Source organism: Streptomyces sp. NPDC093598 (assembly GCF_044764825.1).
Lineage (GTDB): Bacteria > Actinomycetota > Actinomycetes > Streptomycetales > Streptomycetaceae > Streptomyces.
On sequence record NZ_JBIWIV010000017.1, the window covers coordinates 12,064 to 34,434 of the forward strand.

A 22,371-nucleotide genomic window follows, 5' to 3' on the forward strand; every position below is an offset into this window, starting at 1 on the left:
ACCTGGCACGGCGAACGGGCCGCGGCTGGGTTGCCGCGGCCCGTTCGTCCTCGGCCGGCCCCGGGCCCCCACGGCCCCGGGCGGCGTTCCTCGGTGACGGTCTGTCACGGGTCGGGAGGCGTCAGCCGGTGAAGGCGCCGAGCCCCTTCGGGGTGCCCAGACCGGTCGGGCCGTCGTAGCCCGTCCGGGCGGTGCAGAAGTAGCTGGTGGTGCAGCTGCCGTTGCTGCCGCTGGTGACGTCGTTCAGTGCGGTGGTGTTCGCGTAGGGGAACGCGGCCGGGTAGGAGCCGGTGGACGGGGTGCCCGCGAGGGCGTAGACGCTCGCGATGATCGGGGCGGAGGCGCTGGTGCCGCCGTAGGTGGCCCAGCCCTGGCCGTCGGCGCCGTAGGTGTCGTAGACGGAGACGCCGGTCGCCGGGTCGGCGACGGCCGAGACGTCGGCGATCATGCGCCGGGAGCAGCCGGTGTCGGTCTGCCAGGAGGGCTTGGTGTCGTAGGCGGAGCAGCCGGAGCCGGTGCCCTCGGTGCTGCTGGTCCGCCAGACGGTCTCGGTCCAGCCGCGGGTGGTGGAGGAGGCGGTGAGCGCGGTGCCGCCCACGGCCGTCACGTACCTGGACGCCGCCGGGTACTCGGCGCCGTAGCCTCCGTCGCCCGCGCTGACGGTGATGGCGACGCCCGGGTGGTTGAAGTAGGCGGAGTCGTAGGAGGCGTCGGAGGAGGACTCACCGCCGCCGTAGCTGTTGGAGACGTACTTGGCGCCCAGGGCGACGGCCTCGTTGACGGCGGTGCCGAGGTTGGCCATGGACGCCGACTTCGCCTCGACGAGGGTGATGTGGCAGTTCGGGCAGATCGCGCTCGCCATGTCGAGGTCGAGGGAGATCTCGCCGGCCCAGCCGCTGTCGGCGGTGGGGAGGGCGGTGGCGGAGCCGGTCTGGCTCACCTTCTTGAAGCAGCCGTTCGCGGTGGTGCAGGCGGGCAGGCCGTAGTGCGAGCGGTAGGCGGCGAGGTCGGACTCGGCGTTCGGGTCGTCGTAGGCGTCGACGATGGCGATGGTCCGGCCGGAGCCGTTGGTCGTGGCGGCGGAGGTCAGGCCGTAGGCGCTGCGGAGGTCGGAGGGGCCGTAGCCGGAGGGGGAGGAGGCCTCGGCGGCCTGGGCCGAGATGCCGTGCTGCTGCTGGAAGGCGGTGCGGCCGCCCGTGACGCGCAGGGCGTTGCAGGCCATCTCGTCCTTGTGGCGGGGCAGGGCGCAGGAGCGGGCCCAGGTGACCTTGGAGGTGCCGGCGTCCGCGGCCTGTGCGTGGGCGGCGGTGGTGAGGCCGGTGAGCAGGAGCGCGGCGGTGGCGGTGACGGCGGAGACCGTGCGGCGCCATCTGCGGCGGGCGGAGGGGGAGTTGTGCGGTGTCGTGCGCAAGGTACAGCCTCCTGGCAGTGGTGGGCAGAGGCCTGCGGGTGGGGGGACCGCCGGTGTGTTTCCCGGCGGGGGCGGCGACCCGCGACGACGATCGCTTGTTGAGTACGTGACAACAAGACGGTGATCGGAATCCTGACTTCCGCCTTACTGAAAGGGGTGCGGGGCTTACCGATCGCTGACGGCTCGATGGTCGGCGGATGGGCCCTGCTTGACCCGAGGGGCCTGGCTTCAGCGGGGCTTGAGGCCGTGCAGGAGGAGGTGGACGCACTCCTCGACGCCGTCGAGGGCCGCCTCGGGGGCGAGCATGCCGCCCGCCGCGAAGGAGGCGATGCCCTGGAGGGTGGCACCGGTCAGCAGGGTGAGGTGCTGCGGGTCGCCCGCGATGATCTCGCCGCGTTCCTGGGCGTCGGCGATGACCCGCTCCAGGGAGCCCACCGTCCGGTCGACGGCGGCGGCCATCTGCTCGGAGGCGTCCGGCTCGTGCTTGCGGGCGTACATGAGCTCCAGCAGCTCGGCGTTGTCGATGGAGAAGGCGAGATAGGCCCGGGCGAGCGCGGTGAGCCGCCGTTCCAGCGGGAGAGCGGGGTCGTCGGCGCCCTCCAGGGCCTGGCCCAGGCGGTCGTACCCGGCCAGCGCCAGGGCGTTGAGCAGGGCCTGCTTGTCCTTGAAGTGGCGGCCGGGCGCGGCGTGGCTGACGCCCGCCTCCCGGGCCAGCTCGCGCAGCGAGAGCGCGCCGGCCCCCTTCTCCCGCAGGGTGCGTTCCGCGCCGGCGAGCAGGGTGGAGCGCAGGTCTCCGTGGTGGTAGGGGCGGCTCTCCGGGGTGCGGCTGGCTGGCATGCGCACCATCGTATCCCGATGTTGGCGATGCCATCATTGTTGTCATTGACAGCATTGTTGACGGCGTCTACATTCACTGTCATGGCTGAGAAGACGAACAACCGGAGCAGCGGGACATGGAGCGCGGACCGCCTCCCCGACCTCGGCGGGCGGACCGTCGTCGTCACCGGTGCCAACAGCGGCATCGGGCTCACCGCGAGCGACGCCCTCGCCCGGGCGGGGGCGCACGTCGTCCTCGCCGTACGGGACCCCGAGCGCGGGCGGGCCGCGGCCGCGACCGTGCGCGGCAGCACCGAGGTGCGCCGGCTGGACCTGGCGGACCTGGCCTCCGTACGGGCCTTCGCCGACGCCTGGCAGGAGCCGCTGCACCTCCTCGTCAACAACGCCGGCGTGATGATGCTCCCCAGGCAGCGCACCAGGGACGGCTTCGAGATGCAGTTCGGCACGAACCACCTAGGGCACTTCGCCCTGACGAACCTGCTGCTGCCGCACATCACCGACCGCGTCGTCACGGTCTCCTCGGGCGCCCACCGCTGGGGCGGTGCGAGGATCGGCTTCGACGACCTGGACATGGCGGAGAACTACACCCCGCAGCGCGCCTACGCCCAGTCCAAGCTGGCCAACCTCCTGTTCACCCTGGAACTCCAGCGCCGGCTCACCGAGTCGGGCTCCGCGGTCCGCGCCCTGGCCGCCCACCCCGGCTACGCGGCCACCAACCTCCAGAGCCACGCGGCCAACCCGGCCGCCCGCGCCTTCATGCGCCTCGGCAACAGGTTCCTGGCGCAGGACGACCGCGCCGGCGCCCTCCCCACCCTCTACGCCGCCACCCAGGACCTTCCCGGCGCGAGCTACGTGGGTCCCGACGGCCTGGGCGAGATGCGCGGCGCCCCGACCCTGGTGGGCCGCTCCCGCGCGGCCAGCGACCCGCTGACGGCCCGGCGGCTGTGGCGGGTGTCGGAGGAGCTCACGGGAACGCACTTCCCGTCGGCTCGGGACCGGCGGACCGGCGTCTGACGCTTCTCTCACCTTCGTCGGGCACAGTCGCTCCGGTGAAGCGCGTCCTGTCCATCGCCGTGGTCCTCGTCGCCCTCATCACCGCGTCCACCGCGACCGCCGACGACGGCGCCGGGCCCTTCGGGGTGACCGTCACCGCGCGCAACGCCCGGGTCGGGGTGCTCGTCCCCGCCGCCCGGGCGGGGCGGCCGGCCGGCGGGCACTTCTGCACGGCGTCCGTGGTGGACGCGCCGCACCGGAACCTGGTCGTCACCGCGGCGCACTGCCTGGGCGGCGACGGAGGCCTCGTCTTCGTGCCGGGCTACCGGGACGGACACGCGCCCTACGGGGAGTGGACGGTGCAGCGGCGGTTCCTGCCCCGCGGGTGGGTCGACGGACGGCACGAGGACAGCGATGTGGGATTCGTCCAGGTCGCGCCGCGGGGCGGCGAGGAGGTCCAGGACGCCGTCGGCGGGAACCGGTTCGTGACCGGTACGGCGACGGGGGCCACCGCGGTGACCGTCACCGGGTATCCCAACGCCCGGGAGACGCCCGTCAGCTGCACCGACAAACCGGCCGCGCACAGCCGCACCCAGCAGCGCATCGCGTGCCCCGGCTTCAGCGGGGGGACGAGCGGCAGTCCCTGGGTGAACGGGGACGGGCAGGTCGTCGGGGTCCTCGGCGGCCACGACGAGGGCGGGACGACCCCCGGCGTCTCCTACAGCGTGGTCCTCGGCGCGGAGGCGGAGCGGCTGTACCGGGAAGCGGCAGGGGAGACGTGACGCGCCGCGATCCCGTGCGCCGGCCGGATCCGTCGCGCCCTCGCCGTGCTGCCCGTGCTGTGCCCCGTCCCTCCGTCCGCCCCCGACTCCCCTCCCCGTGATCATTCCCGGGCGTGGCGGCCGCCTCTACACTGACCAACGGACTCCTGGGCGACGAGGGGCGGTTGACGGTGCGTAAGGCTTGGATCGTGGCGAGTGTCGCCATCAGCTCCGCCCTGGCCTTCGTGATGCTGCTCGTCGTCGGGGTCTACCTCGTCGCCGGGAACCTGGTCAACGGCGTGGGCGGCGGGGCGAAATCGCTGGCCAAGGGGTCGGTGCCCGCCGCGTACGCGGCCCTCGTGCAGAAGTGGGGCAACCTCTGCCCCGCCATCAGCCCGGCCCTGCTCGCCGCCCAGCTCTACCAGGAGAGCGGCTTCAACCCCAGGGCGCAGAGCCACGCCGCCGCGCAGGGGATAGCGCAGTTCATCCCCGGCACCTGGGCCAGCCACGGCATCGACGGCGACGGCGACGGCGACCGTGACGTGTGGGACCCGAAGGACGCGATTCCCTCGGCCGCCTCCTACGACTGCGAACTCGCCTCGTACGTGAAGAAGGTTGGCGGGAATCCGACCGAGAACATGCTGGCCGCCTACAACGCGGGGGCGTACGCGGTGATCAAGTACGGGGGCGTGCCGCCGTACAGCGAGACCCGGAACTACGTGAAGCGGATCACGACGCTGTCGGAGAGCTTCGCGGCGCCGGTCGGGCGGGTCGACCCCTCCGAGCAGGCCGCCGCGGCGATCGAGTACGCGCAGAAGAAGCTCGGCACGCCCTACCTCTGGGGCGGCACCGGCACCGCTGAGCAGGGCGGACGCTTCGACTGCTCGGGACTGACCCAGGCCGCCTACGAGACCGTGGGCATCAAGCTCCCGCGTGTCGCCAACGACCAGTACAACGCCGGCCCGCACCCCTCGCGGGACGAACTGCTCCCCGGTGACCTCGTGTTCTTCTCGGACGACCTCACCAATTCGCGCGCCATCCGGCATGTCGGTATTTATGTCGGAGGCGGGTACATGATCGACGCGCCCCGGACAGGCGCCGTCATCCGGTTCGACCCGATCGACACCCCCGACTACTTCGGAGCCACCCGCGTCACCGAAGATGGCGCGAAAGCACTGCCCACGACGGTGTGAACCGTGTGTGAACCCACCCCCTGAGCTGCGAAGACGTATCTCTCTTCGATAACGTCTGCGTGATCATTCGGTGGAGTGTGGAACGTATCAACGGGGACCATGCGTTCCTGGTGACGTAGCCGAGCAGACGTTCATTCGGCACGTGTCACGCACGCGTGCGGCGGAAGCGGATCTACAACCACGGGGGTGGCAGGAGCGGCGCACGCACGGGTGCGCCGGGAGAGACGACGAAGGGGCCGCAGCACCATGGCTGGACTCGCCGATTCCGGGTCGAACCCCGACGTCGACCTGCTGTACGACATCAATGGCCTGGCCAAGGACGCGCCGGCGTGGCTCGACCGCGTCATGGAGTACGTCGGTGAGTACGGGCTGCTGCTCGCCATCGTCCTGCTCGTGGTGGGGTGCTGGTGGTCCGTCAGGCGGCGCGGGGACGAGGACGCGGCGTCCACCGTCGCGGCGCTGATCTGGGCGCCGCTGGCGGCGGGGATCGCCGTACTGGTCAACGTGCCGATACGGGGGTTCGTGGAGCGGCCCCGGCCGTTCCTCGACCACCAGGGGCTCGAGGTGCTCGTCAAGGGCAAGACCGACTACTCGTTCGTCAGCGACCACGCGACGATCGTCATGGCGCTCGCGGTCGGACTGTTCGTCGCCAACCGGAAGTTCGGGCTGGCCGGGCTGGTGCTGGCGCTGTTCGGCGGGTTCATCCGCGTCTACATGGGCGTGCACTATCCGACGGACGTCGTGGGCGGGTTCGCGCTGGGGACGGCCGTGGCGCTGCTGCTGTCGCCGCTCGCCATGGCCCTGCTGACGCCTGTGGTGCAGGCGGTCGAGCGGTCGCCCCGGGTGGGCTGGCTGGTGCGCCGCAGAGGGCGGGCCGAAGGCGAGGACACGGTGATCTCCGAGGCCCGGAACGAGCGGGCCCCGGAGAGGGACCTCGCCGCGTAGGGCCTCACAGCGCCTGGGGATACGTGAAGAAGCGGTCGGGGTCGTACTGGTTCTTCAGTGTGGTCAGGCGGGCCGCCGCGTCTCCGTAGTACGCCTTGCGCCAGTCGGTCAGGGTCGGGTCCGTGTAGTTCTGGTAGGCCGCGCCCGAGGCGTGGGGGCGCATGGCCTTGTGGGCGGAGGCCAGCCAGTCACGGGCCGTCGTACCGCTCGTGCCGGCTCGCCAGGCGGCGATGTACTGGGCCAGCATCCGGGAACGGCGGTGGACGAAGGCCGTGGACGTGGGGGAGACGCGGTTGACCGCTCCGCCGAGGGCGGTCAGCGCGATGCTGCCGGTGCCGCCGCGCACCGAACCGATCCGGGACAGCAGCGTACGGATGCCGGCCGTGGAGAGGGACCGGTCGAAGAAGTCCGAAGCGGCGGCGTACGTCTCACGGCCCAGCGCGCCCTTCGGGGAGCGGCCCGGGGTCGAGCCGGGCAGATGGCACTGCGCGTCCGTCGGGAACGAGGAGCAGCCCGCGTACACCTCCATCGACTCCTCGTACGAGCGGCGCTTCAGGGAGACGCTGCGGGCCGGGGCGCCGACGCGGTCGGCCAGACGGTCGACGGCGTTCTTGAGTTCGCCGTAGGTGCCGAGGGAGAACGCCGCGACCGAGACGGTCGGGGTGCCGCCCGCGGCGTTCGCCAGGTGCAGCGACGACCAGATCTCGTCCGGCTGTGACGGGCCCCACTCCTGCCAGGCCTTCACCACCGCGGCCGCCTTCGACCAGGGCCAGGACAGGTACGCCGAGACCCCCTGCGGGGCCGGGTGGGTCTTGAAATGCAGCTCGGTGACGACGCCGAAGTTGCCGTTGCCGGCGCCTCGCAGGGCCCAGAAGAGGTCCTTGTTCTCGCGGGCGTCGGCGGTGAGCTGCTTGCCGTCGGCGGTGATCAGGGTGGCCCGGGTGAGGCTGTCGCAGGTCAGGCCGTAGGCGCGGGAGACCACGCCGTGGCCGCCGCCGAGGGTGAGGCCCGAGACGCCGACGGTGGGGCAGGAGCCGGCGGGGATCGTGACGCCCTTCGCGGCGAGCGCCCGGTAGACGTCGATGAGTTTGGCGCCGGCGCCGACCACCGCGGTGGTCCCGGAGGCCCGGACGCGGCTGAGTTTCGACACGTCGATGATCAGGCGGCCGTCGCCGGAGGACCAGCCGGCGTAGGAGTGGCCGCCGTTGCGGATCGCCACCCGGAGGGCGTGGGCGCGGGCGTAGGCCAGGGTCGTGCGGATGTCGTCCGGGTGGGACACGTACGCGACCGCGGCGGGCTTCAGGCCGTCGAAGCGGGTGTTGTACAGCTGCCGGGCCGCGGGCCAGTCGGCGTCGCCCGGGCGGACGAGGGGGCCGTCGAGGTCGCGGGCCAGGGCGGACCAGCCGGCGGCGGTGGATCTCGAAGTGGTGGTGGTGCGCGAGGCGTTGGTGGCCGTGGCCCCGGAGCGGGTGCCCGACGGTGTGCAGGCGGTGGTGAAGGGGGTCGCGGCCGCGGCGATGGCCGCCGTGCCGGCTGTGAGGATCGTGCGCCGTTCCATGGGGCCTCCCGGTGGTTCCGTGGTGGGAGACGGGGTGACGGGGGCGGGGGTTCCACGGTCCGGGCGCAACCCGGCGCGGCGTCTGCCACGGGTGTCAGCCCGTCGCGTGTTTCTCCGCGTCCGTCCGCGCCTGGCTTCTCGCTCTTCGCGCCGGGCCGCGCCAGCCGCAGATGCAGTGGGCCACACAGAAATGGCCCTTCTCCATGGTCGTCGTGCGGTGTTCCGGGAGGTTGGGGGGAGTTTCCAGCCCGTCCTGCTGCGCCACGGCGACAACGTTACCCACCACAGGTAAACAGTTCGTATGGCGGCCGGGGCGGGCTCGCGTGACGAGGGCACATACCCGTCGTTAACCGGAACAACGAGGGGGCCCGTGACGGACGTACCGGCTGGGGGTAGGCAGGCGATGACTGGGCGGCAGCGGGAACGGCGGCACAGGCGGACGGGTGCGGCGTTCGTCGCGGCGGGGGTCCTGGCCGGGGTGGGGCTGGGCACCGGAGGGTGCGCCGGGGGTGACGCGGTCGCCGGTGACTCGCGCGGCGGGGACGCGGTCGCCGCGCTGCGGCAGGCCGCCGATCGGCTCGTCGACGCGAGGAGTTCCAAGGCCCGTACGTCGATGGAGATGGCCGCCGGCGGGACGCGGGTCACCATCCGGGGCGCCGGGGTGTACGACTACCGGAAGCGGATGGGACAGCTGAAGGTGCTGCTGCCGCAGGATCCCGCGGGGGCCGCCGAGCGCCGGCCGATCACCGAACTGCTCGCGCCGGGTGCGCTGTTCATGAAGAACCGGGGCGCCGGGGTGCCCCCGGACAAGTGGGTGCGCGTGGACACGCGGACCCTGTCCGACGGGAACCTCGTCACCGGCGGGGCCACCGATCCGTTCACGGCGGCCGAGGTGCTGCTCGGGACGCGGACGGCGACGTACGTGGGCAGGACGCAGGTCGCGGGAACCGCAGTGCGGCACTACCGGGGGACGGCGGACCTCGGTGACGCGGCCCGGCGTGCCTCGGAGGGGAACAAGGCGCCCCTGAAGGCGGCGGCCAAGGGGTTCGCCACCGCCGTGGTGCCGTTCGACGCCTACCTCGACGACGAGGGACGCATCCGCAAGATCAGGCACCGGTTCAGTTTTCTGAACGGGCAGCAGAAGAGCCCCGTGGCCGTCGCCTCGACCACGCTGCTCTACGATTTCGGGGCCTCGGCGCACGTACGGTTGCCGGAAGCCGACGACATCTACGCGGGCAAGATCGCCGAGGAGTGACCGGCGTGAACTAGCCCGTCCGTGCCATGCGCGGTGTGTAGGCCGCTCCCTACTCTAGGAAGCCGGTGACGGCAGAGATGAGGTGATGCACGTGGCTCCGGTCGGCGGTACGGCAGTTCAGGACCACGTGGCCCTCGCCGAGATCGAGCTGTGCGGAGAGCTGATCATCGCGGCCTCGGCCGCCCAGGAGCGGCTCAGCCTGGAGAGCATCGACGAGGTGCTGAAGGTGGCCGAGGAGCGGGACCCCGCCAGGCGCTGACCACGGGCCGCGGAACCCGGTTCACGTCCGCAGCATGCGGGCGATCGCCTGGGTCGCCTCCTTCACCTTCGCGTCGATCTCGTCGCCGCCCTTGAGGGCCGCGTCCGCCACGCAGTGCCGCAGGTGCTCCTCCAGCAGCTGCAGGGCGAAGGACTGCAGGGCCTTGGTGGAGGCGGAGACCTGCGTGAGTATGTCGATGCAGTAGACGTCCTCGTCGACCATGCGCTGCAGGCCGCGGATCTGGCCCTCGATACGGCGCAGGCGCTTGAGGTGTTCGTCCTTCTGCTTGTGGTACCCGTGCACGCCGTGATCGTGATCGGTCGCCACGTCCGCACCCGCGGCGTCGGCGGTGCCGGCGGTGACATGGGCGACATCTGTTGCGTCGGTCACGTCCGTCATCGCTTCCTCCTGGTGGGCAGTGGACCGATATATACCCCTGGTGGGTATATGGTACCGAACTTTGCCGGGTATACGGCCCTGGAACCGCCCCCGTGCTCATCACTGTGCCTGATGGGCGACACTGGTGGGCGGCCCGATAGCCGTGGCCGGATGATGCGCCTAGCATCAGCCTGACCGAAACCGAAGCACCCCGAGGACCCCACGTGCGCTTTCGTCTGACCCCCAGGGAGACGAGCTTCTACGACATGTTCGCCGCCTCCGCGGACAACATCGTCACGGGCTCGAAGCTCCTGATGGAACTGCTCGGGGCGGACACACCCGCCCGGGCCGAGATCGCAGAGCGTATGAGGGCAGCGGAACACGCAGGTGACGACGCCACGCACGCGATCTTCCACCAGCTGAACTCCTCCTTCATCACGCCGTTCGACCGCGAGGACATCTACTCCCTCGCCTCGTCCCTCGACGACATCATGGACTTCATGGAGGAGGCCGTCGACCTGGTCGTCCTCTACAACGTCGAGGAACTGCCCAAGGGCGTCGACCAGCAGATCGAGGTGCTGGCGCGCGCGGCCGAACTGACGGCCGAGGCGATGCCGCACCTGCGGACGATGGAGAACCTCACCGAGTACTGGATCGAGGTCAACCGGCTGGAGAACCAGGCCGACCAGATCCACCGCAAGCTGCTCGCGCACCTCTTCAACGGCAAGTACGACGCCATGGACGTCCTCAAGCTGAAGCAGATCGTGGACGTGCTGGAGGAAGCGGCCGACGCGTTCGAGCACGTGGCGAACACGGTGGAGACCATCGCCGTCAAGGAGTCCTGAGCCCTTCATGGACACCTTTGCTCTGGTCGTGACCATCGCGGTCGCGCTGTTCTTCACGTACACCAACGGTTTTCACGATTCGGCGAACGCGATCGCCACGTCCGTCTCGACGCGGGCGCTGACGCCGAAGGCCGCGCTGGCCATGGCGGCGGTGATGAACCTCGCCGGTGCCTTCATGGGGTCCGGGGTCGCCAAGACCGTCAGTGAGGGCCTGATCCAGACACCGACCGGCTCGAAGGGGATGGGGATCCTCTTCGCCGCGCTGGTGGGTGCGATCGTCTGGAACCTCATCACCTGGTACTTCGGGCTGCCGTCCTCCTCCTCGCACGCGCTGTTCGGCGGCATGGTCGGGGCGGCGCTGGCCGGGGGGACGACGGTCTACTGGCACGGGGTGCTGGAGAAGGTCGTCATCCCGATGTTCGTGTCCCCGGTGGTCGGCATGCTGGCCGGCTATCTCGTGATGACCGCGATCCTGTGGATGTTCAGGAAGGCCAACCCGCACAAGGCCAAGAGGGGTTTCCGGATAGCGCAGACCGTCTCGGCGGCCGGCATGGCGCTGGGGCACGGGCTGCAGGACGCGCAGAAGACCATGGGCATCGTGGTGATGGCGCTCGTCATCGCCGACGTCGAGGACTACGGCGATCCGATCCCGGTGTGGGTCAAGATCGCCTGTGCGGTGATGCTGTCGCTGGGGACCTACGCCGGCGGGTGGCGGATCATGCGGACGCTGGGGCGGAAGATCATCGAGCTGGACCCGCCGCAGGGATTCGCGGCGGAGACGACGGGGGCGTCGATCATGTTCACCACGGCGTTCCTGTTCAAGGCGCCGATCTCCACGACCCATGTGATCACCTCCGCGATCATGGGCGTCGGGGCGACGAAGCGCGTGAACGCCGTGCGGTGGGGTGTCGCCAAGAACATCATCCTCGGCTGGTTCATCACGATGCCGGCCGCCGCGCTGGTGGCCGCGGCGTCGTTCGGGATCGTGAATCTGGCCTTCCTGTAGCCGCCCCCGTACCGCCGCGCACGCGAAAAGGCCCGCCCCTTGGAACAGGGGCGGGCCCTTTTTCGGCCTCGCGGTGGCACCGCCATGCAGCACCGCGAGGAGTCGCGGGTTCGGCTCAGCCGAAGCGGCCGGAGATGTAGTCCTCCGTGGCCTGGACCGACGGGTTGGAGAAGATGCGCTCCGTGTCGTCGATCTCGATCAGCTTGCCGGGCTGGCCGACCGCCGCGAGGTTGAAGAACGCCGTGCGGTCGGAGACGCGGGCCGCCTGCTGCATGTTGTGCGTCACGATGACGATGGTGAAGCGCTCCTTGAGCTCACCGATCAGGTCCTCGATCGCGAGCGTGGAGATGGGGTCCAGCGCCGAGCAGGGCTCGTCCATGAGCAGGACGTTCGGCTCGACCGCGATCGCCCGCGCGATGCACAGACGCTGCTGCTGGCCACCGGAGAGGCCCGAGCCGGGCTTGTTCAGGCGGTCCTTGACCTCGTTCCAGAGGTTCGCGCCCTTGAGCGACCGCTCGACGATGTCCGCCAGCTCGCTCTTCTTGTAGTTGCCGTTCAGCCGCAGCCCCGCCGCCACGTTGTCGAAGATCGACATCGTCGGGAACGGGTTCGGCCGCTGGAACACCATGCCGACCTCGCGGCGGACCGACACCGGGTCGATGCCGGCGCCGTAGAGGTCCTCGTCGTCGAGGAGCACCTTGCCCTCGACCCGGCCGCCCGAGGTCACCTCGTGCATCCGGTTCAGCGTGCGCAGGAACGTCGACTTGCCGCAGCCGGACGGGCCGATGAACGCCGTCACCGAGCGCGGCTCGACGGTCATCGAGATGTCCTCGATCGCCTTGTGGGAGCCGTAGTAGGCGGTCAGTCCGCTTACGTCGATTCGCTTGGCCATGATTACTTCACTTCCAGACAGTCAGATCAGTCGCTGTGGTCGCCCGCGGCGGTAGCCGCACATCGATGCTTTAGCGACCGGTCTTCGGGGCCTTCCAGCGGGCGATACCGCGGGCCACCAGGTTGAGGATCATCACGAAGGCGATCAGCGTGAGGGACGCCGCCCACGCGCGGTCGTACGCCGTGACCTCGCCCGATCCGTACTGCTGGTAGATGTACAGCGGGAGCGACGCCTGCGCGCCCTCGAAGGGGTTGGCGTTGATGAACTTGCTTCCGAACACCAGCAGCAGGACGGGCGCGGTCTCACCGGCGATACGGGCGATGGACAGCATGATGCCGGTGGTGATGCCGCCGAGCGAGGTCGGCAGGACCACCTTCAGGATGGTGCGCCACTTGGGCACGCCGAGCGCCAGGGAGGCTTCGCGCAGCTCGTTCGGGACGAGCTTGAGCATCTCCTCCGTGGAGCGGACGACGACCGGCATCATCAGAATCGCGAGGGCGAGCGAGCCGGCGAAGCCGAAGGGCTCCATCTCGAACATCAGCATGAGGCTGAGGATGAACAGGCCGGCGACGATCGACGGGATGCCGGTCATGACGTCGACGAAGAAGGTGACGGCCCGGGCGAGGTTGCCGCGCCCGTACTCCACCAGGTAGATCGCCGTGAGCACGCCGACCGGCGCGGCGATCAGCGTGGCGAGGCCGACCTGCTCCAGCGTGCCGAGGATGGCGTGGTAGATGCCGCCGCCCGCCTCCGAGTCGGCGACCACGCCCATCGAGTGGGTCAGGAAGTAGACGTCCAGGACCTTCGTGCCGCGCTGCACGGTCGACCACACCAGGGAGGCCAGCGGCACCACGGCGAGCAGGAACGCGACCCACACCAGCGAGGTGACCACGCGGTCCTTGGCCTGGCGGCGGTTCTCGACCCGGGCCGCGATGGCGTACGTACCGAAGACGTGCAGGAGCGCGGCGATCAGGGCCCACTGGATGCTGCTGTGCAGGCCGGCGGCGGCGCTGATGCCGAGTCCGAGTGCGACGGATCCGGCGGCGATGGCCCAGGGAGCCCACTTGGGCAACTGGCCGCCGCGCAGGGTGCTGGGGCCCTTCGGGGTGATGGTTGCGGTGCTCATGCGTTGGCCCCCGAGTACTCCTTGCGGCGGGCGATGATCGCGCGGGCCGCGCCGTTGACCAGCAGGGTGATGACGAACAGGACCAGACCGGAGGCGATCAGCGCGTCACGGCCGAACTCGGTGGCCTCGCTGAACTTGCTGGCGATGTTCTGGGCGAAGGTGCCGCCGCCCGGGTCGAGCAGGCTGGTGTGGATCAGGAAGTCGGGGGAGAGCACGGTGGCGACGGCCATCGTCTCGCCGAGGGCGCGGCCGAGGCCGAGCATCGAGGCGGAGATGACGCCGGAGCGGCCGAAGGGGATGACCGCCATGCGGATCACTTCCCAGCGGGTGGCGCCGAGCGCCAGGGCGGCTTCCTCGTGCATCTGCGGGACCTGGCGGAAGACCTCGCGGCTCACGTTGGTGATGATCGGCAGGATCATGATCGCGAGCAGGATTCCCACGGTGAGCATGGAGCGTGCGGCGCCGCCCTGCCATGAGAAGACGCCGGTCCAGCCGAGGTAGTCGTTCAGCCAGCCGAAGAGGCCGTTCATGTGCGGCACGAGGATCAGGGCGCCCCACAGGCCGTAGACGATGGACGGCACGGCGGCGAGCAGGTCGATCACGTAGGCGATCGGGCCGCGCAGCCGGCGCGGGGCGTAGTGGGTGAGGAACAGCGCGATGGCGACCGAGACCGGGACCGCGATGACCATGGCGATGATCGAGGAGACGATCGTGCCGTAGGCCAGGACCGCGATGCCGAAGACCGGCGGGTTGACACCGGTGTTCCATTCGAAGGTGGTCAGGAAGTTGCCGTCGTCCTCACTGATGGCGAGGACCGCGCGGTAGGTGAGGAAGCCCGCGATCGCGGCCATGATCACCAGCAGCAGAATGCCCGAACCACGGGAGAGACCGAGGAAGATGCGGTCTCCGGGCCGGGTGGCACCACGGGCGGCGCGCTTCTGCTCGGCCGTGGACGGCAGGGTCGGGGGAGGTGCGTCAGCTATCTGTGTTGTGTCCATCGGGTTCTCCGGTCTGCGGAACCGCACGTGCTGTGCGGCTCTTGGCGGCGGTGCACCGGACGGTGCGGTCCGGTCCCGCTGGGGGGACCGGACCGCACTCGGGTCAGCTCAGGCTCTCGACGGTCGTGCGGACCTTGGCGATGATGTCGTCGGGCATGGGCGCGTAGTCGTTCTCGGCGAGGATCTTCTGGCCGTCCTCCGAGGCCGCGTAGCGCAGGAACGCCTTGACCGCGGGCAGGGTGTCGGCCTTGTTGCCCTTGTCGCAGACGATCTCGTACGTCACCAGGACCATCGGGTAGGCGCCGTCGGCCTTGGTCGCGTAGTTCAGCTTCAGCGCGAGGTCCTTGCCGGTGCCGATGACCTTGGCGTCCGCGATGGCCTTGGTGGCGTTCTCGACGGTCGCCTCGACCGGCTCGGCGGCACCGGTGTCGATGGCGACGGTCTTGATGCCGTCCTTGGCGTACGACAGCTCGAAGTAGCCGATCGCGCCGGCGGTCTGCTTGACCTGCGCGGCGACGCCGGAGGACTGCGGAGCGGACTGGCCGCCCTTGGCCTGCCAGGCCTTGCCGCCCTCGTACGGGAAGTCCTTCTTGGCGGTGGCGATCAGGTACTTGGTGAAGTTGTCCGTGGTGCCGGACTCGTCCGAGCGGTGGAACGCCTGGATCTTGAGGTTGGGCAGCTTCGCGTCGGGGTTCAGCCGCTTGATCTGCGGGTCGTTCCAGTTGGTGATCTTGCTGTCGAAGATCTTGGCGATCGTCGCGGAGTCCAGGACGAGCTTGTCGACCCCCGGCACGTTGTAACCGACGGCGATCGGGCCGCCGACCATCGGCAGGTCGATGCCCTGGCCGCCGGAGCAGACCTTCTTGGAGGCCTCGACCTCTTCGGGCTTCAGGGCCGAGTCCGAGCCGGCCCAGGGGACCTGGCCCTGCGTGAACGCGGTGACACCGGCGCCGGAGCCGCCGGCCTTGTAGTTGATCTCCACCTTGCAGGCCGCCGAGAACTGCTTGACCCACGCGTCGACCGCGTTCTTCTGCGCGGAGGAGCCGTCGGCGAGCACCTGGCCGGAAGCGTCGTCGCACTTGACGTTGCTCGGCGCGGCGGCGTTGGAGGAATCGCCGCCCTTGGTGTTGCCACCGGTGTCGTCGGAGCCGCACGCCGTGAGGGCCAGGGCGCCGGAGACGGCGAGAGCACCGAGAGCGAGGGCCCGCCGGTTCATGCGCTGAAGCTTCACTTGAGTTCCTTCCAGGAGCCGCCGTCCTGATCGGCGGCGTGCGAAGTGTGAGTGACGCGGACGCGGTCGCACTCGGCAGGCGCGGCTCGCGTCGGTAAGGCTGAAATTAGGCAGATCAGGTGAAGCCGCCGATGGCCGCACATGAACGACGGGTGAACCCCTGCCTAAGGTGTGGTTAGGTCACGGAATGCTCACGGGGAGAGCGCGTCGGCATTCCGCTTGTGCGGACGAAGCGGGACCGTTCGGTCAGCCGGTCGTCCGGGGCAGGTGCAGAACGGCGAGCAGTTCGTCGACCAGGGGCCGGTCGTGGGGCTGTGTGAGACGGTCGCGGGCGGCGGCGGGAGTCAGCCACAGCACCCGGTCGACCTCGTCCGTCGGGGAGAACGCGCAGGACAGGGCTTCGGCCGCCCAGTAGCGGACCTGCTTGGGACGGTCGTTGGCCGAATAACGCAGGGTGGACAGCTCGGGGCCGGGCGCGGCCCGGCAGCCCGTCTCCTCCGCCACCTCGCGCAGAGCGCCGGTGAGCGCCTCCTCGCCGCGCTTCAGTTTCCCCTTCGGCCACGACCAGTCGTCGTATTTCGGCCGGTGGACGAGGCAGACCTCCAGCCCGCCGGTGGCGCGGGAGCGACGCCACAGGACGCAGCCGGCCGCCTGGACGGTGGGGTCGGGGGACCTCGGGCTCATCCGGTACTCACCGCTTCCTTCTGCCAGCACTGCTGGAACGCGAAGCGCGCCGCCTCCACCTCGTGCCGCTGGTCGGCGTGGAGCACGCCGAGGGCGTACGCCGTGGCCGGAGCGATACGGGGGGTACGGGCCGCCTGGGCCGCCGCTGCCGCCGCCTCCGAGGCGCCGCGGTGCCGGTTCAGGGCCTGGCCGGCGGAGAGCAGGCGCAGGTCGACCACGGCGTTGCCCTTGGGGCCGCTGACGGCCTCACGGGCGTAGCGGTGCAGGCGCAGCAGCAGGCGGACCTGGTGCCACGGGGCGTCCTGCGGGTGCGGGACCGTGTCCGGGGACAGGCCGTGGATGAGGGCCGCGGCGTTGTACGGGTTCCCCGCGGTGACGAGCGGCAGGGCGGCCACGGCGTCGGCGAGGCGGTCCTGGGCGGCGGCGGCGAAGGGCCGGAGGTCGGTGGTGTCGGTGGCCTTGGTGAGGGGGACCTCGCTGGCCAGGACGGCGACCTTGTCCGCGACGGCGTGGAAGCGGCTGCTGCCCAGGGCTTGCAGGGCCGTGGAGTGGGCCCGGGTGCGGGCGAGGGTCAGCTGGCGGTCGAGCAGGGCGCCTGCCTTGGCTGCTCCGACGGTCAGGTTGCCGCGTTCCGGGGTGCCGGCCGGGTGGGGCTGCGCACCGGCGTGGGACGGTGCCGCCTTCTTCGGGCCGGTCGCCCCGGCGGGACGGCCGGCGGCGGCCGCGCCTGCCGGCTGTGATGGGGGCGCCGTCGAGCCCGACAGGCGGTGCAGGGCCGTCAGCAGGCGTTCCAGACGGGCCGTGTACGCGTGCTCCATCGCCAACGTGCCCGACACCCACGCCAGTTCGGGGCGCATCGCTTCGCACCAGTCCGTGTCGAGGAGGGACTGGAACGTGTGCAGGGTGGCGCTGATGCGGCGGGCCGAGCGGCGCAGGGCGCGGGCCGCCTCGGCGGACGCCTCCGAGCCGTTCGCCCCCGACCCCGTCTCCCGGTGCAGGCGCAGAGCGCGGAGGAACTCCGTGGCCTGGGCCCGCAGATAGCCCGCGAGGGTGTCACCGGTGGGGGCGGGCCCCAGGTGCCTGGACCGGGGATCCGTGGGGTCAAGGTGTTGCTGTGCCACGCCGGCGCCTCCGGGCGTCTATGAGCATCTCCTGGACGTTGCGCAGGGGCTGTCCGTCCGCGTCGGTCGCATGCCGGGTCCAGTCGCCGTCCGGGCCGAGGTGCCAGGAGGCGGTGGAGTCGGACATGCCGGTCTCCAGCAGCCGGTTCAGAGCTGCCCGGTGGGCCGGGTCGGTGACCCGGACCAGGGCCTCTATCCGGCGGTCGAGGTTGCGGTGCATCATGTCGGCGCTGCCGAACCACACCTCGGGCTCGCCGCCGTTGCCGAAGGCGAACACCCGGGAGTGTTCCAGGAAGCGGCCGAGGATCGAGCGGACCCGGATGTTCTCCGACAGGCCCGCCACGCCCGGGCGCACCGCGCAGATGCCGCGCACCCAGATGTCCACCGGCACGCCCGCCTGGGCGGCGCGGTAGCAGGCGTCGATGATGGCCTCGTCGACCATCGAGTTGACCTTGATGCGGACGTACGCGGGACGCCCCGCACGGTGGTGCTGGACTTCCTTGGTGATCCGCGAGACCAGGCCGTCGCGGAGCGACTTGGGCGCCACGAGCAGCCGGCGGTAGGTCTCCCGGCGCGAGTAGCCGGACAGGCGGTTGAAGAGGTCCGAGAGGTCCGCGCCGACCTGCGGGTCGGCCGTGAGCAGGCCGAGGTCCTCGTAGAGGCGGGCCGTCTTCGGGTGGTAGTTGCCGGTGCCGACGTGGCTGTAGCGGCGGAGGGTCTCGCCCTCTTGGCGGACCACCAGCGACAGCTTGCAGTGGGTCTTCAGGCCGACCAGGCCGTAGACCACGTGGCAGCCGGCCTCCTCCAGCTTGCGGGCCCACTTGATGTTGGCGTGCTCGTCGAAGCGGGCCTTGATCTCGACCAGGACCAGGACCTGTTTGCCGGACTCGGCGGCCTCGATGAGCGCGTCGACTATCGGGGAGTCACCGGAGGTCCGGTACAGGGTCTGCTTGATCGCGAGGACGTCCGGGTCGCCGGCCGCCTGCTCCAGGAAGGCCTGGACGGAGGTGGAGAAGGAGTCGTACGGGTGGTGCAGCAGGACGTCCCGCTCGCGCAGCGCGGCGAAGATGTCCGGCGGGGACGCCGACTCGACCTCGGCGAGGTCGCGGTGGGTGCCGGCGACGAACTTGCGGTACTTCAGCTCGGGCCGGTCGAGGGAGGCGATCCGGAACAGGCCCGTGAGGTCCAGCGGGCCCGGCAGCGGGTAGACCTCGGCCTCGCTGATCTTCAGCTCGCGCACCAGCAGGTCCAGGACCTCGCGGTCGATGGACTCCTCGACCTCCAGGCGCACCGGCGGCCCGAAGCGGCGCCGCATGAGCTCCTTCTCCAGGGCCTGGAGGAGGTTCTCGGCGTCGTCCTCCTCGACCTCCAGGTCCTCGTTGCGGGTGAGGCGGAAGGCGTGGTGCTCCAACACCTCCATGCCCGGGAACAGCTCCTCCAGGTGGGCGGCGATGACGTCCTCGATGGGGACGTAGCGGCCCGGGGAGCTCTCCAGGAAGCGGGACAGCAGCGGCGGCACCTTGACGCGGGCGAAGTGCTTGTGGCCCGTGACCGGGTTCCGTACGACGACGGCCAGGTTCAGGGACAGGCCGGAGATGTAGGGGAAGGGGTGCGCCGGGTCGACCGCCAGCGGCGTCAGCACGGGGAAGATCTGGTGCCGGAACAGGGTGAACAGGCGGGCCTGCTCCTTCTCCTGGAGCTCGTTCCAGCGGACCAGGTGGATGCCCTCCTCCGCGAGTGCGGGGGCGACGTCCTCGTGGTAGCAGGCGGCGTGCCGGGCCATGAGCTCGCGCGAGCGGGCCCAGATCATCTCCAGCACCTCGCGCGGCTGGAGGCCGGAGGCGGAGCGGGTGGCCACGCCGGTGGCGATGCGGCGCTTCAGTCCGGCGACCCGGACCATGAAGAACTCGTCCAGGTTGCTGGCGAAGATCGCGAGGAAGTTGGCCCGCTCCAGCAGGGGCGTTTCGGGGTCTTCGGCGAGTTCGAGCACGCGCTCGTTGAAGGCGAGCCAGCTGCGCTCCCGGTCGAGGAAACGTCCCTGTGGCAGCTGGGGCCCGTCGTACGGCGACTCCTCGTACGCGTCGAGGTCGGCGTCGATGTCGGGTTCCAGATCGGAGACGACGGCCGCGACCGTGTGCGGGCGGTGCGCCGCGATGGAGCCCACGGAGGGCTGCGCGTGCTGGACCTGTGCCTGGGTGTTCGGCTGGCTCATGGACCCATTCTTCCGCGCCGCGAGCATCACGGGCGCGTCGGACAGCGCGGGCGGGAGCGGAGGTGTCACATGAGTGCTCCCGTTTCCCTCGGGCCCCTTGCGGGGCGGGGAAGGCTCTGGCACGGCGGGATTCATTGGCCGAGCTTCGCAAGCTCGTCTGAATCGATGGTTACGGAGACATGACGTGCGGGATAGCGGGGGGCGGCTCGCGGGCGTCCACAGGGCCGGGTGAGGGGCGGCGGCGGTTGCCCACAGGCTGTGGACGGACGGCGGGCCGCGCGTCCATCCCCCCGTGGAAGGACGCGCGGACCGGGTTCAGGGCAGGCGGCGGCGCAGCAGGACGAAGGCGGCCGCGACCGCCAGGGCGGCGACGGCGAGGAGGATGCCGGTCTCCACGAGCTGGAGGGGCCAGAAGTGGGAGGCCGGGTGGTAGTCGGCGTAGTAGTGGCTGATGCCGTGCTCGGCCTCGCACGTGGGCTCGCCCGTGCACGCCGGGAACGTGACGCGGGAACCGGTGGCGGTCAGGGCGCCGTCCTCGACGATCATGCCGCCGGAGCCGGGAGTCGTGTCCGGGGCCGTCACGACGGTCTTCGCCGGCCACAGGTACGGGCGCAGATCGCCGAGGACGTGGACGAGCGACCCGACGGCCAGGGCCGCGACGCCGAGGGCGGGCAGCGTCCGGCGCAGCAGCAGGCCCGCCAGGACGCCGACCGCCAGGGCGGCGAGGGCCTGGGCGGCGGCGATGGTGCCGTTGACCTCGAAGACGCCGTCGTCGTACCACGCGCGCCAGCCCATGGCGCCGATCAGGGAACGGTTCGACGACCACAGCACGCGGTGCAGCAGCGTCAGCGCGAGCGTGCCCGTCACGAGCAGCAGGGCCGGGACCGCGAGCTTGGCGGCCAGCCAGCGGGCCGGGCTGACCGACTGGGTCCAGGCCAGCTGGGCGGTGCCGCTCTCCAGCTCGCGGCCGATGAGCGCCCCGCCCGCCCAGGCCCCCGTGAGCAGCGGGAGGAGTCCGAGGAGGTTGGTGCCGACCGTCACCGCCACCTGGTAGCGGGCGTTCGCCGGCCCGGCCATGTCGCAGCCCAGGTTCGGGCGGGGCTCGTCGCAGCCCATGCCCGTGTACTCGGCCCAGGCGGCGTCCGCGCCCGGGCCGATCGCCCACAGCAGCGCCCCGGCGGCCACCGCCACCAGCCCGAGCCAGAACAACAGCGCCGTGCGGTGCAGCCGGAGCAGGGCCAGGAGCAGGCCGCGCGGCTCGGAGGAGTGCCGGGCGGTGGCGGCGGGTGCCCGGGTGGTCATGGCGGTCATACGGCGGCCTCCCGCGCGTCGAGCAGCAGGGGCGGGGCGTCGGGGGAGCGCAGGTGGGCCAGGACGACCTCCTCCAGGGACGGGCGGTCGCCCCGGAGTCCGTCGCCGAGGGGGCCCGCGGGCCGGACCAGGGCGGTCAGCTGGCGGCCGGTGGTGCGGGACTCGACGACGGTGTGCGGGTGGAGGGAGTCGCCCGCCCGGCCGGTGACCAGGGTGTGGGCGGCGAGCAGGTCGTCCAGCGGCCCGGCGAGCCGGACGCGGCCGCCGCCGAGCAGCAGCAGGTGGTCGCAGGAGCCCTCCAGCTCCGCCACGACGTGCGAGGACATGACAACCGTGGTGCCGCGGTCGGCGGCGTCCGCCATGAGCGTGGCCATCAGCTGGTGCCGCGCGAGGGGATCGAGGTCGGCCATCGGCTCGTCCAGGAGCAGCAGTTCGGGGCGTTTGCCGAGGGCGAGCGCGACGCGGGTGCGCTGGCCGCCGGAGAGCGTGCGGATCTTCGTGTCAGGGTCGAGGCCGCCCTCCGCGACGATCCGGTCGGCGGTCCGGGCGTCCCAGCGGCGGGGGTTGAGGTCCCGGCCCAGCCGCAGGGTGCCGGCGATGGTGAGCTGGGGGTGCAGGGGCTTGTTCTGCGCGACGTGGGCGAGGCGCTCGCGGGCCGCCGCCGGGCTCTGGCCGAGCACGGTGATGGCGCCCTCGGTGGGGCGGAGCAGCCCCGCCGCCAGGGCGAGCAGGGTGGACTTGCCGGCGCCGTTCGGGCCGGTGACGGCGCAGATGCGGCCCGCGGGGAGCCGGAAGGCGCAGCCGTCCAGCGCGGGCCCGCGGCGTCGCCCGAACCTTCTGCCCAGTGCCGCCGCCTCGATGGCGGTGTCGGTCATGCGTCCCCCTTGAAGTGTGCGAAGTGCGCGTCGAGTACGGAAGTGAAGAGGGCGGCCACGTCCTCGCGCTCCAGGCCGGCCTCGCGCGCCCGGGCCGCCCAGGCGTCCAGTTCCGCGCGGAGCGGGGAGTCGGCGGGGGCGGTGCTCAGGGACTTGCGGACGAACGTGCCCAGTCCGCGGCGGGCCTCGACCAGGCCCTCGCGCTCCAGCTCCCGGTAGGCCTTGAGGACCGTGTTCGGGTTGATGGCGGTGGCCTCCACGACCTCGCGTGCCGTGGGGAGTTTGTCGCCCGGCTCCAGCAGGCCCAGACGCAGGGCCTGTTTGGTCTGCTGGACGATCTGGACGTAGGTGGCCACGCCGCTGCGCCGGTCGATGCGGTACTCGACCACTGCTTGAACCACCCTTTCACTAATTGAGTAGTGAAAGGGTGGTGCAGGGAGGGACGGAAAGTCAAGCGGGCTTTCGTGAACCGTTCGAGCC

22 protein-coding genes are annotated in these 22,371 nt (G+C 71.1%); 8 read left to right on the forward strand and 14 right to left on the reverse strand.

The features are described from left to right. Positions 1 to 121 precede the first annotated feature (121 nt). Together ACIRDU_RS32815 and ACIRDU_RS32820 are read right to left on the reverse strand one after the other, a co-directional pair. Complete coding sequence (locus tag ACIRDU_RS32815; protein WP_403586401.1) at positions 122 to 1,411, reverse strand: peptidase S8; 1,290 nt, start codon at positions 1,409 to 1,411, stop codon at positions 122 to 124. Between the two features lie 228 nt (positions 1,412 to 1,639). Next, positions 1,640 to 2,257: a TetR/AcrR family transcriptional regulator gene (locus tag ACIRDU_RS32820; RefSeq protein ID WP_403586404.1), complete on the reverse strand. Its 618-nt coding sequence runs from the start codon at positions 2,255 to 2,257 to the stop codon at positions 1,640 to 1,642. 72 nt (positions 2,258 to 2,329) lie between these two features. Between ACIRDU_RS32820 and ACIRDU_RS32825 the strand changes: the two genes are divergently transcribed. The 4 genes from ACIRDU_RS32825 to ACIRDU_RS32840 all read left to right on the forward strand — a co-directional run bounded on the left by ACIRDU_RS32825 (position 2,330) and on the right by ACIRDU_RS32840 (position 6,140). Beyond that, on the forward strand, positions 2,330 to 3,262 hold the full coding sequence (locus tag ACIRDU_RS32825) for an oxidoreductase (RefSeq protein ID WP_403586407.1): 933 nt from the start codon (positions 2,330 to 2,332) through the stop codon (positions 3,260 to 3,262). A 35-nt stretch (positions 3,263 to 3,297) separates the two neighbouring features. Continuing rightward, complete coding sequence (locus tag ACIRDU_RS32830) at positions 3,298 to 4,023, forward strand: trypsin-like serine peptidase (protein ID WP_403586410.1); 726 nt, start codon at positions 3,298 to 3,300, stop codon at positions 4,021 to 4,023. A gap of 227 nt (positions 4,024 to 4,250) precedes the next feature. Continuing rightward, positions 4,251 to 5,195: an NlpC/P60 family protein gene (locus tag ACIRDU_RS32835; protein ID WP_388136141.1), complete on the forward strand. Its 945-nt coding sequence runs from the start codon at positions 4,251 to 4,253 to the stop codon at positions 5,193 to 5,195. Between the two features lie 246 nt (positions 5,196 to 5,441). After that, positions 5,442 to 6,140: a phosphatase PAP2 family protein gene (locus ACIRDU_RS32840; protein ID WP_403586413.1), complete on the forward strand. Its 699-nt coding sequence runs from the start codon at positions 5,442 to 5,444 to the stop codon at positions 6,138 to 6,140. A gap of 4 nt (positions 6,141 to 6,144) precedes the next feature. Here the strand turns inward: ACIRDU_RS32840 and ACIRDU_RS32845 are convergent, their stop codons facing one another. Further along, complete coding sequence (locus ACIRDU_RS32845) at positions 6,145 to 7,698, reverse strand: FAD-binding oxidoreductase (RefSeq protein ID WP_403586416.1); 1,554 nt, start codon at positions 7,696 to 7,698, stop codon at positions 6,145 to 6,147. A 403-nt stretch (positions 7,699 to 8,101) separates the two neighbouring features. Between ACIRDU_RS32845 and ACIRDU_RS32850 the strand changes: the two genes are divergently transcribed. Together ACIRDU_RS32850 and ACIRDU_RS32855 are read left to right on the forward strand one after the other, a co-directional pair. Next, positions 8,102 to 8,953 carry a hypothetical protein gene (locus tag ACIRDU_RS32850; RefSeq protein ID WP_403586419.1) on the forward strand — a complete coding sequence of 284 codons (852 nt, stop codon included), beginning with the start codon at positions 8,102 to 8,104 and terminating at the stop codon, positions 8,951 to 8,953. Positions 8,954 to 9,044: 91 nt separating this feature from the next. Further along, positions 9,045 to 9,212: a hypothetical protein gene (locus tag ACIRDU_RS32855; RefSeq protein WP_403586779.1), complete on the forward strand. Its 168-nt coding sequence runs from the start codon at positions 9,045 to 9,047 to the stop codon at positions 9,210 to 9,212. A gap of 21 nt (positions 9,213 to 9,233) precedes the next feature. Here ACIRDU_RS32855 and ACIRDU_RS32860 read toward each other — a convergent pair whose 3' ends face one another. Further along, positions 9,234 to 9,611 carry a metal-sensitive transcriptional regulator gene (locus ACIRDU_RS32860; protein WP_403586422.1) on the reverse strand — a complete coding sequence of 126 codons (378 nt, stop codon included), beginning with the start codon at positions 9,609 to 9,611 and terminating at the stop codon, positions 9,234 to 9,236. A 203-nt stretch (positions 9,612 to 9,814) separates the two neighbouring features. On the opposite strand from ACIRDU_RS32860, the gene ACIRDU_RS32865 reads away from it, so the two are divergent. Together ACIRDU_RS32865 and ACIRDU_RS32870 are read left to right on the forward strand one after the other, a co-directional pair. Next, positions 9,815 to 10,435 (forward strand): DUF47 domain-containing protein, encoded by a 621-nt coding sequence (locus ACIRDU_RS32865; protein WP_403586425.1) that lies wholly within the window; start codon positions 9,815 to 9,817, stop codon positions 10,433 to 10,435. A 7-nt stretch (positions 10,436 to 10,442) separates the two neighbouring features. Continuing rightward, a complete protein-coding gene (locus ACIRDU_RS32870; protein ID WP_403586428.1) occupies positions 10,443 to 11,441 on the forward strand; it encodes an anion permease in 999 nt (332 codons plus the stop codon). A gap of 115 nt (positions 11,442 to 11,556) precedes the next feature. Here ACIRDU_RS32870 and pstB read toward each other — a convergent pair whose 3' ends face one another. The 10 genes from pstB to ACIRDU_RS32920 all read right to left on the reverse strand — a co-directional run bounded on the left by pstB (position 11,557) and on the right by ACIRDU_RS32920 (position 22,280). Beyond that, positions 11,557 to 12,333 carry a phosphate ABC transporter ATP-binding protein PstB gene (pstB, locus tag ACIRDU_RS32875; RefSeq protein WP_403586431.1) on the reverse strand — a complete coding sequence of 259 codons (777 nt, stop codon included), beginning with the start codon at positions 12,331 to 12,333 and terminating at the stop codon, positions 11,557 to 11,559. A gap of 70 nt (positions 12,334 to 12,403) precedes the next feature. Continuing rightward, complete coding sequence (gene pstA / locus ACIRDU_RS32880; protein WP_403586434.1) at positions 12,404 to 13,459, reverse strand: phosphate ABC transporter permease PstA; 1,056 nt, start codon at positions 13,457 to 13,459, stop codon at positions 12,404 to 12,406. Further along, a complete protein-coding gene (gene pstC / locus ACIRDU_RS32885) occupies positions 13,456 to 14,457 on the reverse strand; it encodes a phosphate ABC transporter permease subunit PstC (RefSeq protein ID WP_403586437.1) in 1,002 nt (333 codons plus the stop codon). Before pstC ends, pstA begins: the two co-directional genes overlap by 4 nt. A gap of 103 nt (positions 14,458 to 14,560) precedes the next feature. Further along, a complete protein-coding gene (pstS, locus tag ACIRDU_RS32890; RefSeq protein WP_403586440.1) occupies positions 14,561 to 15,688 on the reverse strand; it encodes a phosphate ABC transporter substrate-binding protein PstS in 1,128 nt (375 codons plus the stop codon). A 246-nt stretch (positions 15,689 to 15,934) separates the two neighbouring features. Then, positions 15,935 to 16,372 carry an NUDIX hydrolase gene (locus ACIRDU_RS32895; RefSeq protein ID WP_403586443.1) on the reverse strand — a complete coding sequence of 146 codons (438 nt, stop codon included), beginning with the start codon at positions 16,370 to 16,372 and terminating at the stop codon, positions 15,935 to 15,937. Next, a complete protein-coding gene (locus tag ACIRDU_RS32900) occupies positions 16,369 to 17,493 on the reverse strand; it encodes a CHAD domain-containing protein (RefSeq protein ID WP_403586446.1) in 1,125 nt (374 codons plus the stop codon). Before ACIRDU_RS32900 ends, ACIRDU_RS32895 begins: the two co-directional genes overlap by 4 nt. Further along, positions 17,474 to 19,840, reverse strand: coding sequence for an RNA degradosome polyphosphate kinase (locus ACIRDU_RS32905; protein WP_403586449.1), 2,367 nt, complete (start codon positions 19,838 to 19,840; stop codon positions 17,474 to 17,476). The genes ACIRDU_RS32900 and ACIRDU_RS32905 overlap by 20 nt, the downstream gene beginning before the upstream one ends. Before the next feature lie 180 nt (positions 19,841 to 20,020). Continuing rightward, on the reverse strand, positions 20,021 to 21,016 hold the full coding sequence (locus ACIRDU_RS32910; RefSeq protein WP_403586452.1) for an ABC transporter permease: 996 nt from the start codon (positions 21,014 to 21,016) through the stop codon (positions 20,021 to 20,023). Beyond that, the gene (locus tag ACIRDU_RS32915) at positions 21,013 to 21,891 is read right to left on the reverse strand and encodes an ATP-binding cassette domain-containing protein (protein ID WP_403586455.1); all 879 of its coding nucleotides are present in this window, start codon (positions 21,889 to 21,891) and stop codon (positions 21,013 to 21,015) included. Before ACIRDU_RS32915 ends, ACIRDU_RS32910 begins: the two co-directional genes overlap by 4 nt. Further along, positions 21,888 to 22,280: a GntR family transcriptional regulator gene (locus ACIRDU_RS32920; RefSeq protein WP_403586757.1), complete on the reverse strand. Its 393-nt coding sequence runs from the start codon at positions 22,278 to 22,280 to the stop codon at positions 21,888 to 21,890. Before ACIRDU_RS32920 ends, ACIRDU_RS32915 begins: the two co-directional genes overlap by 4 nt. Positions 22,281 to 22,371: the final 91 nt, after the last annotated feature.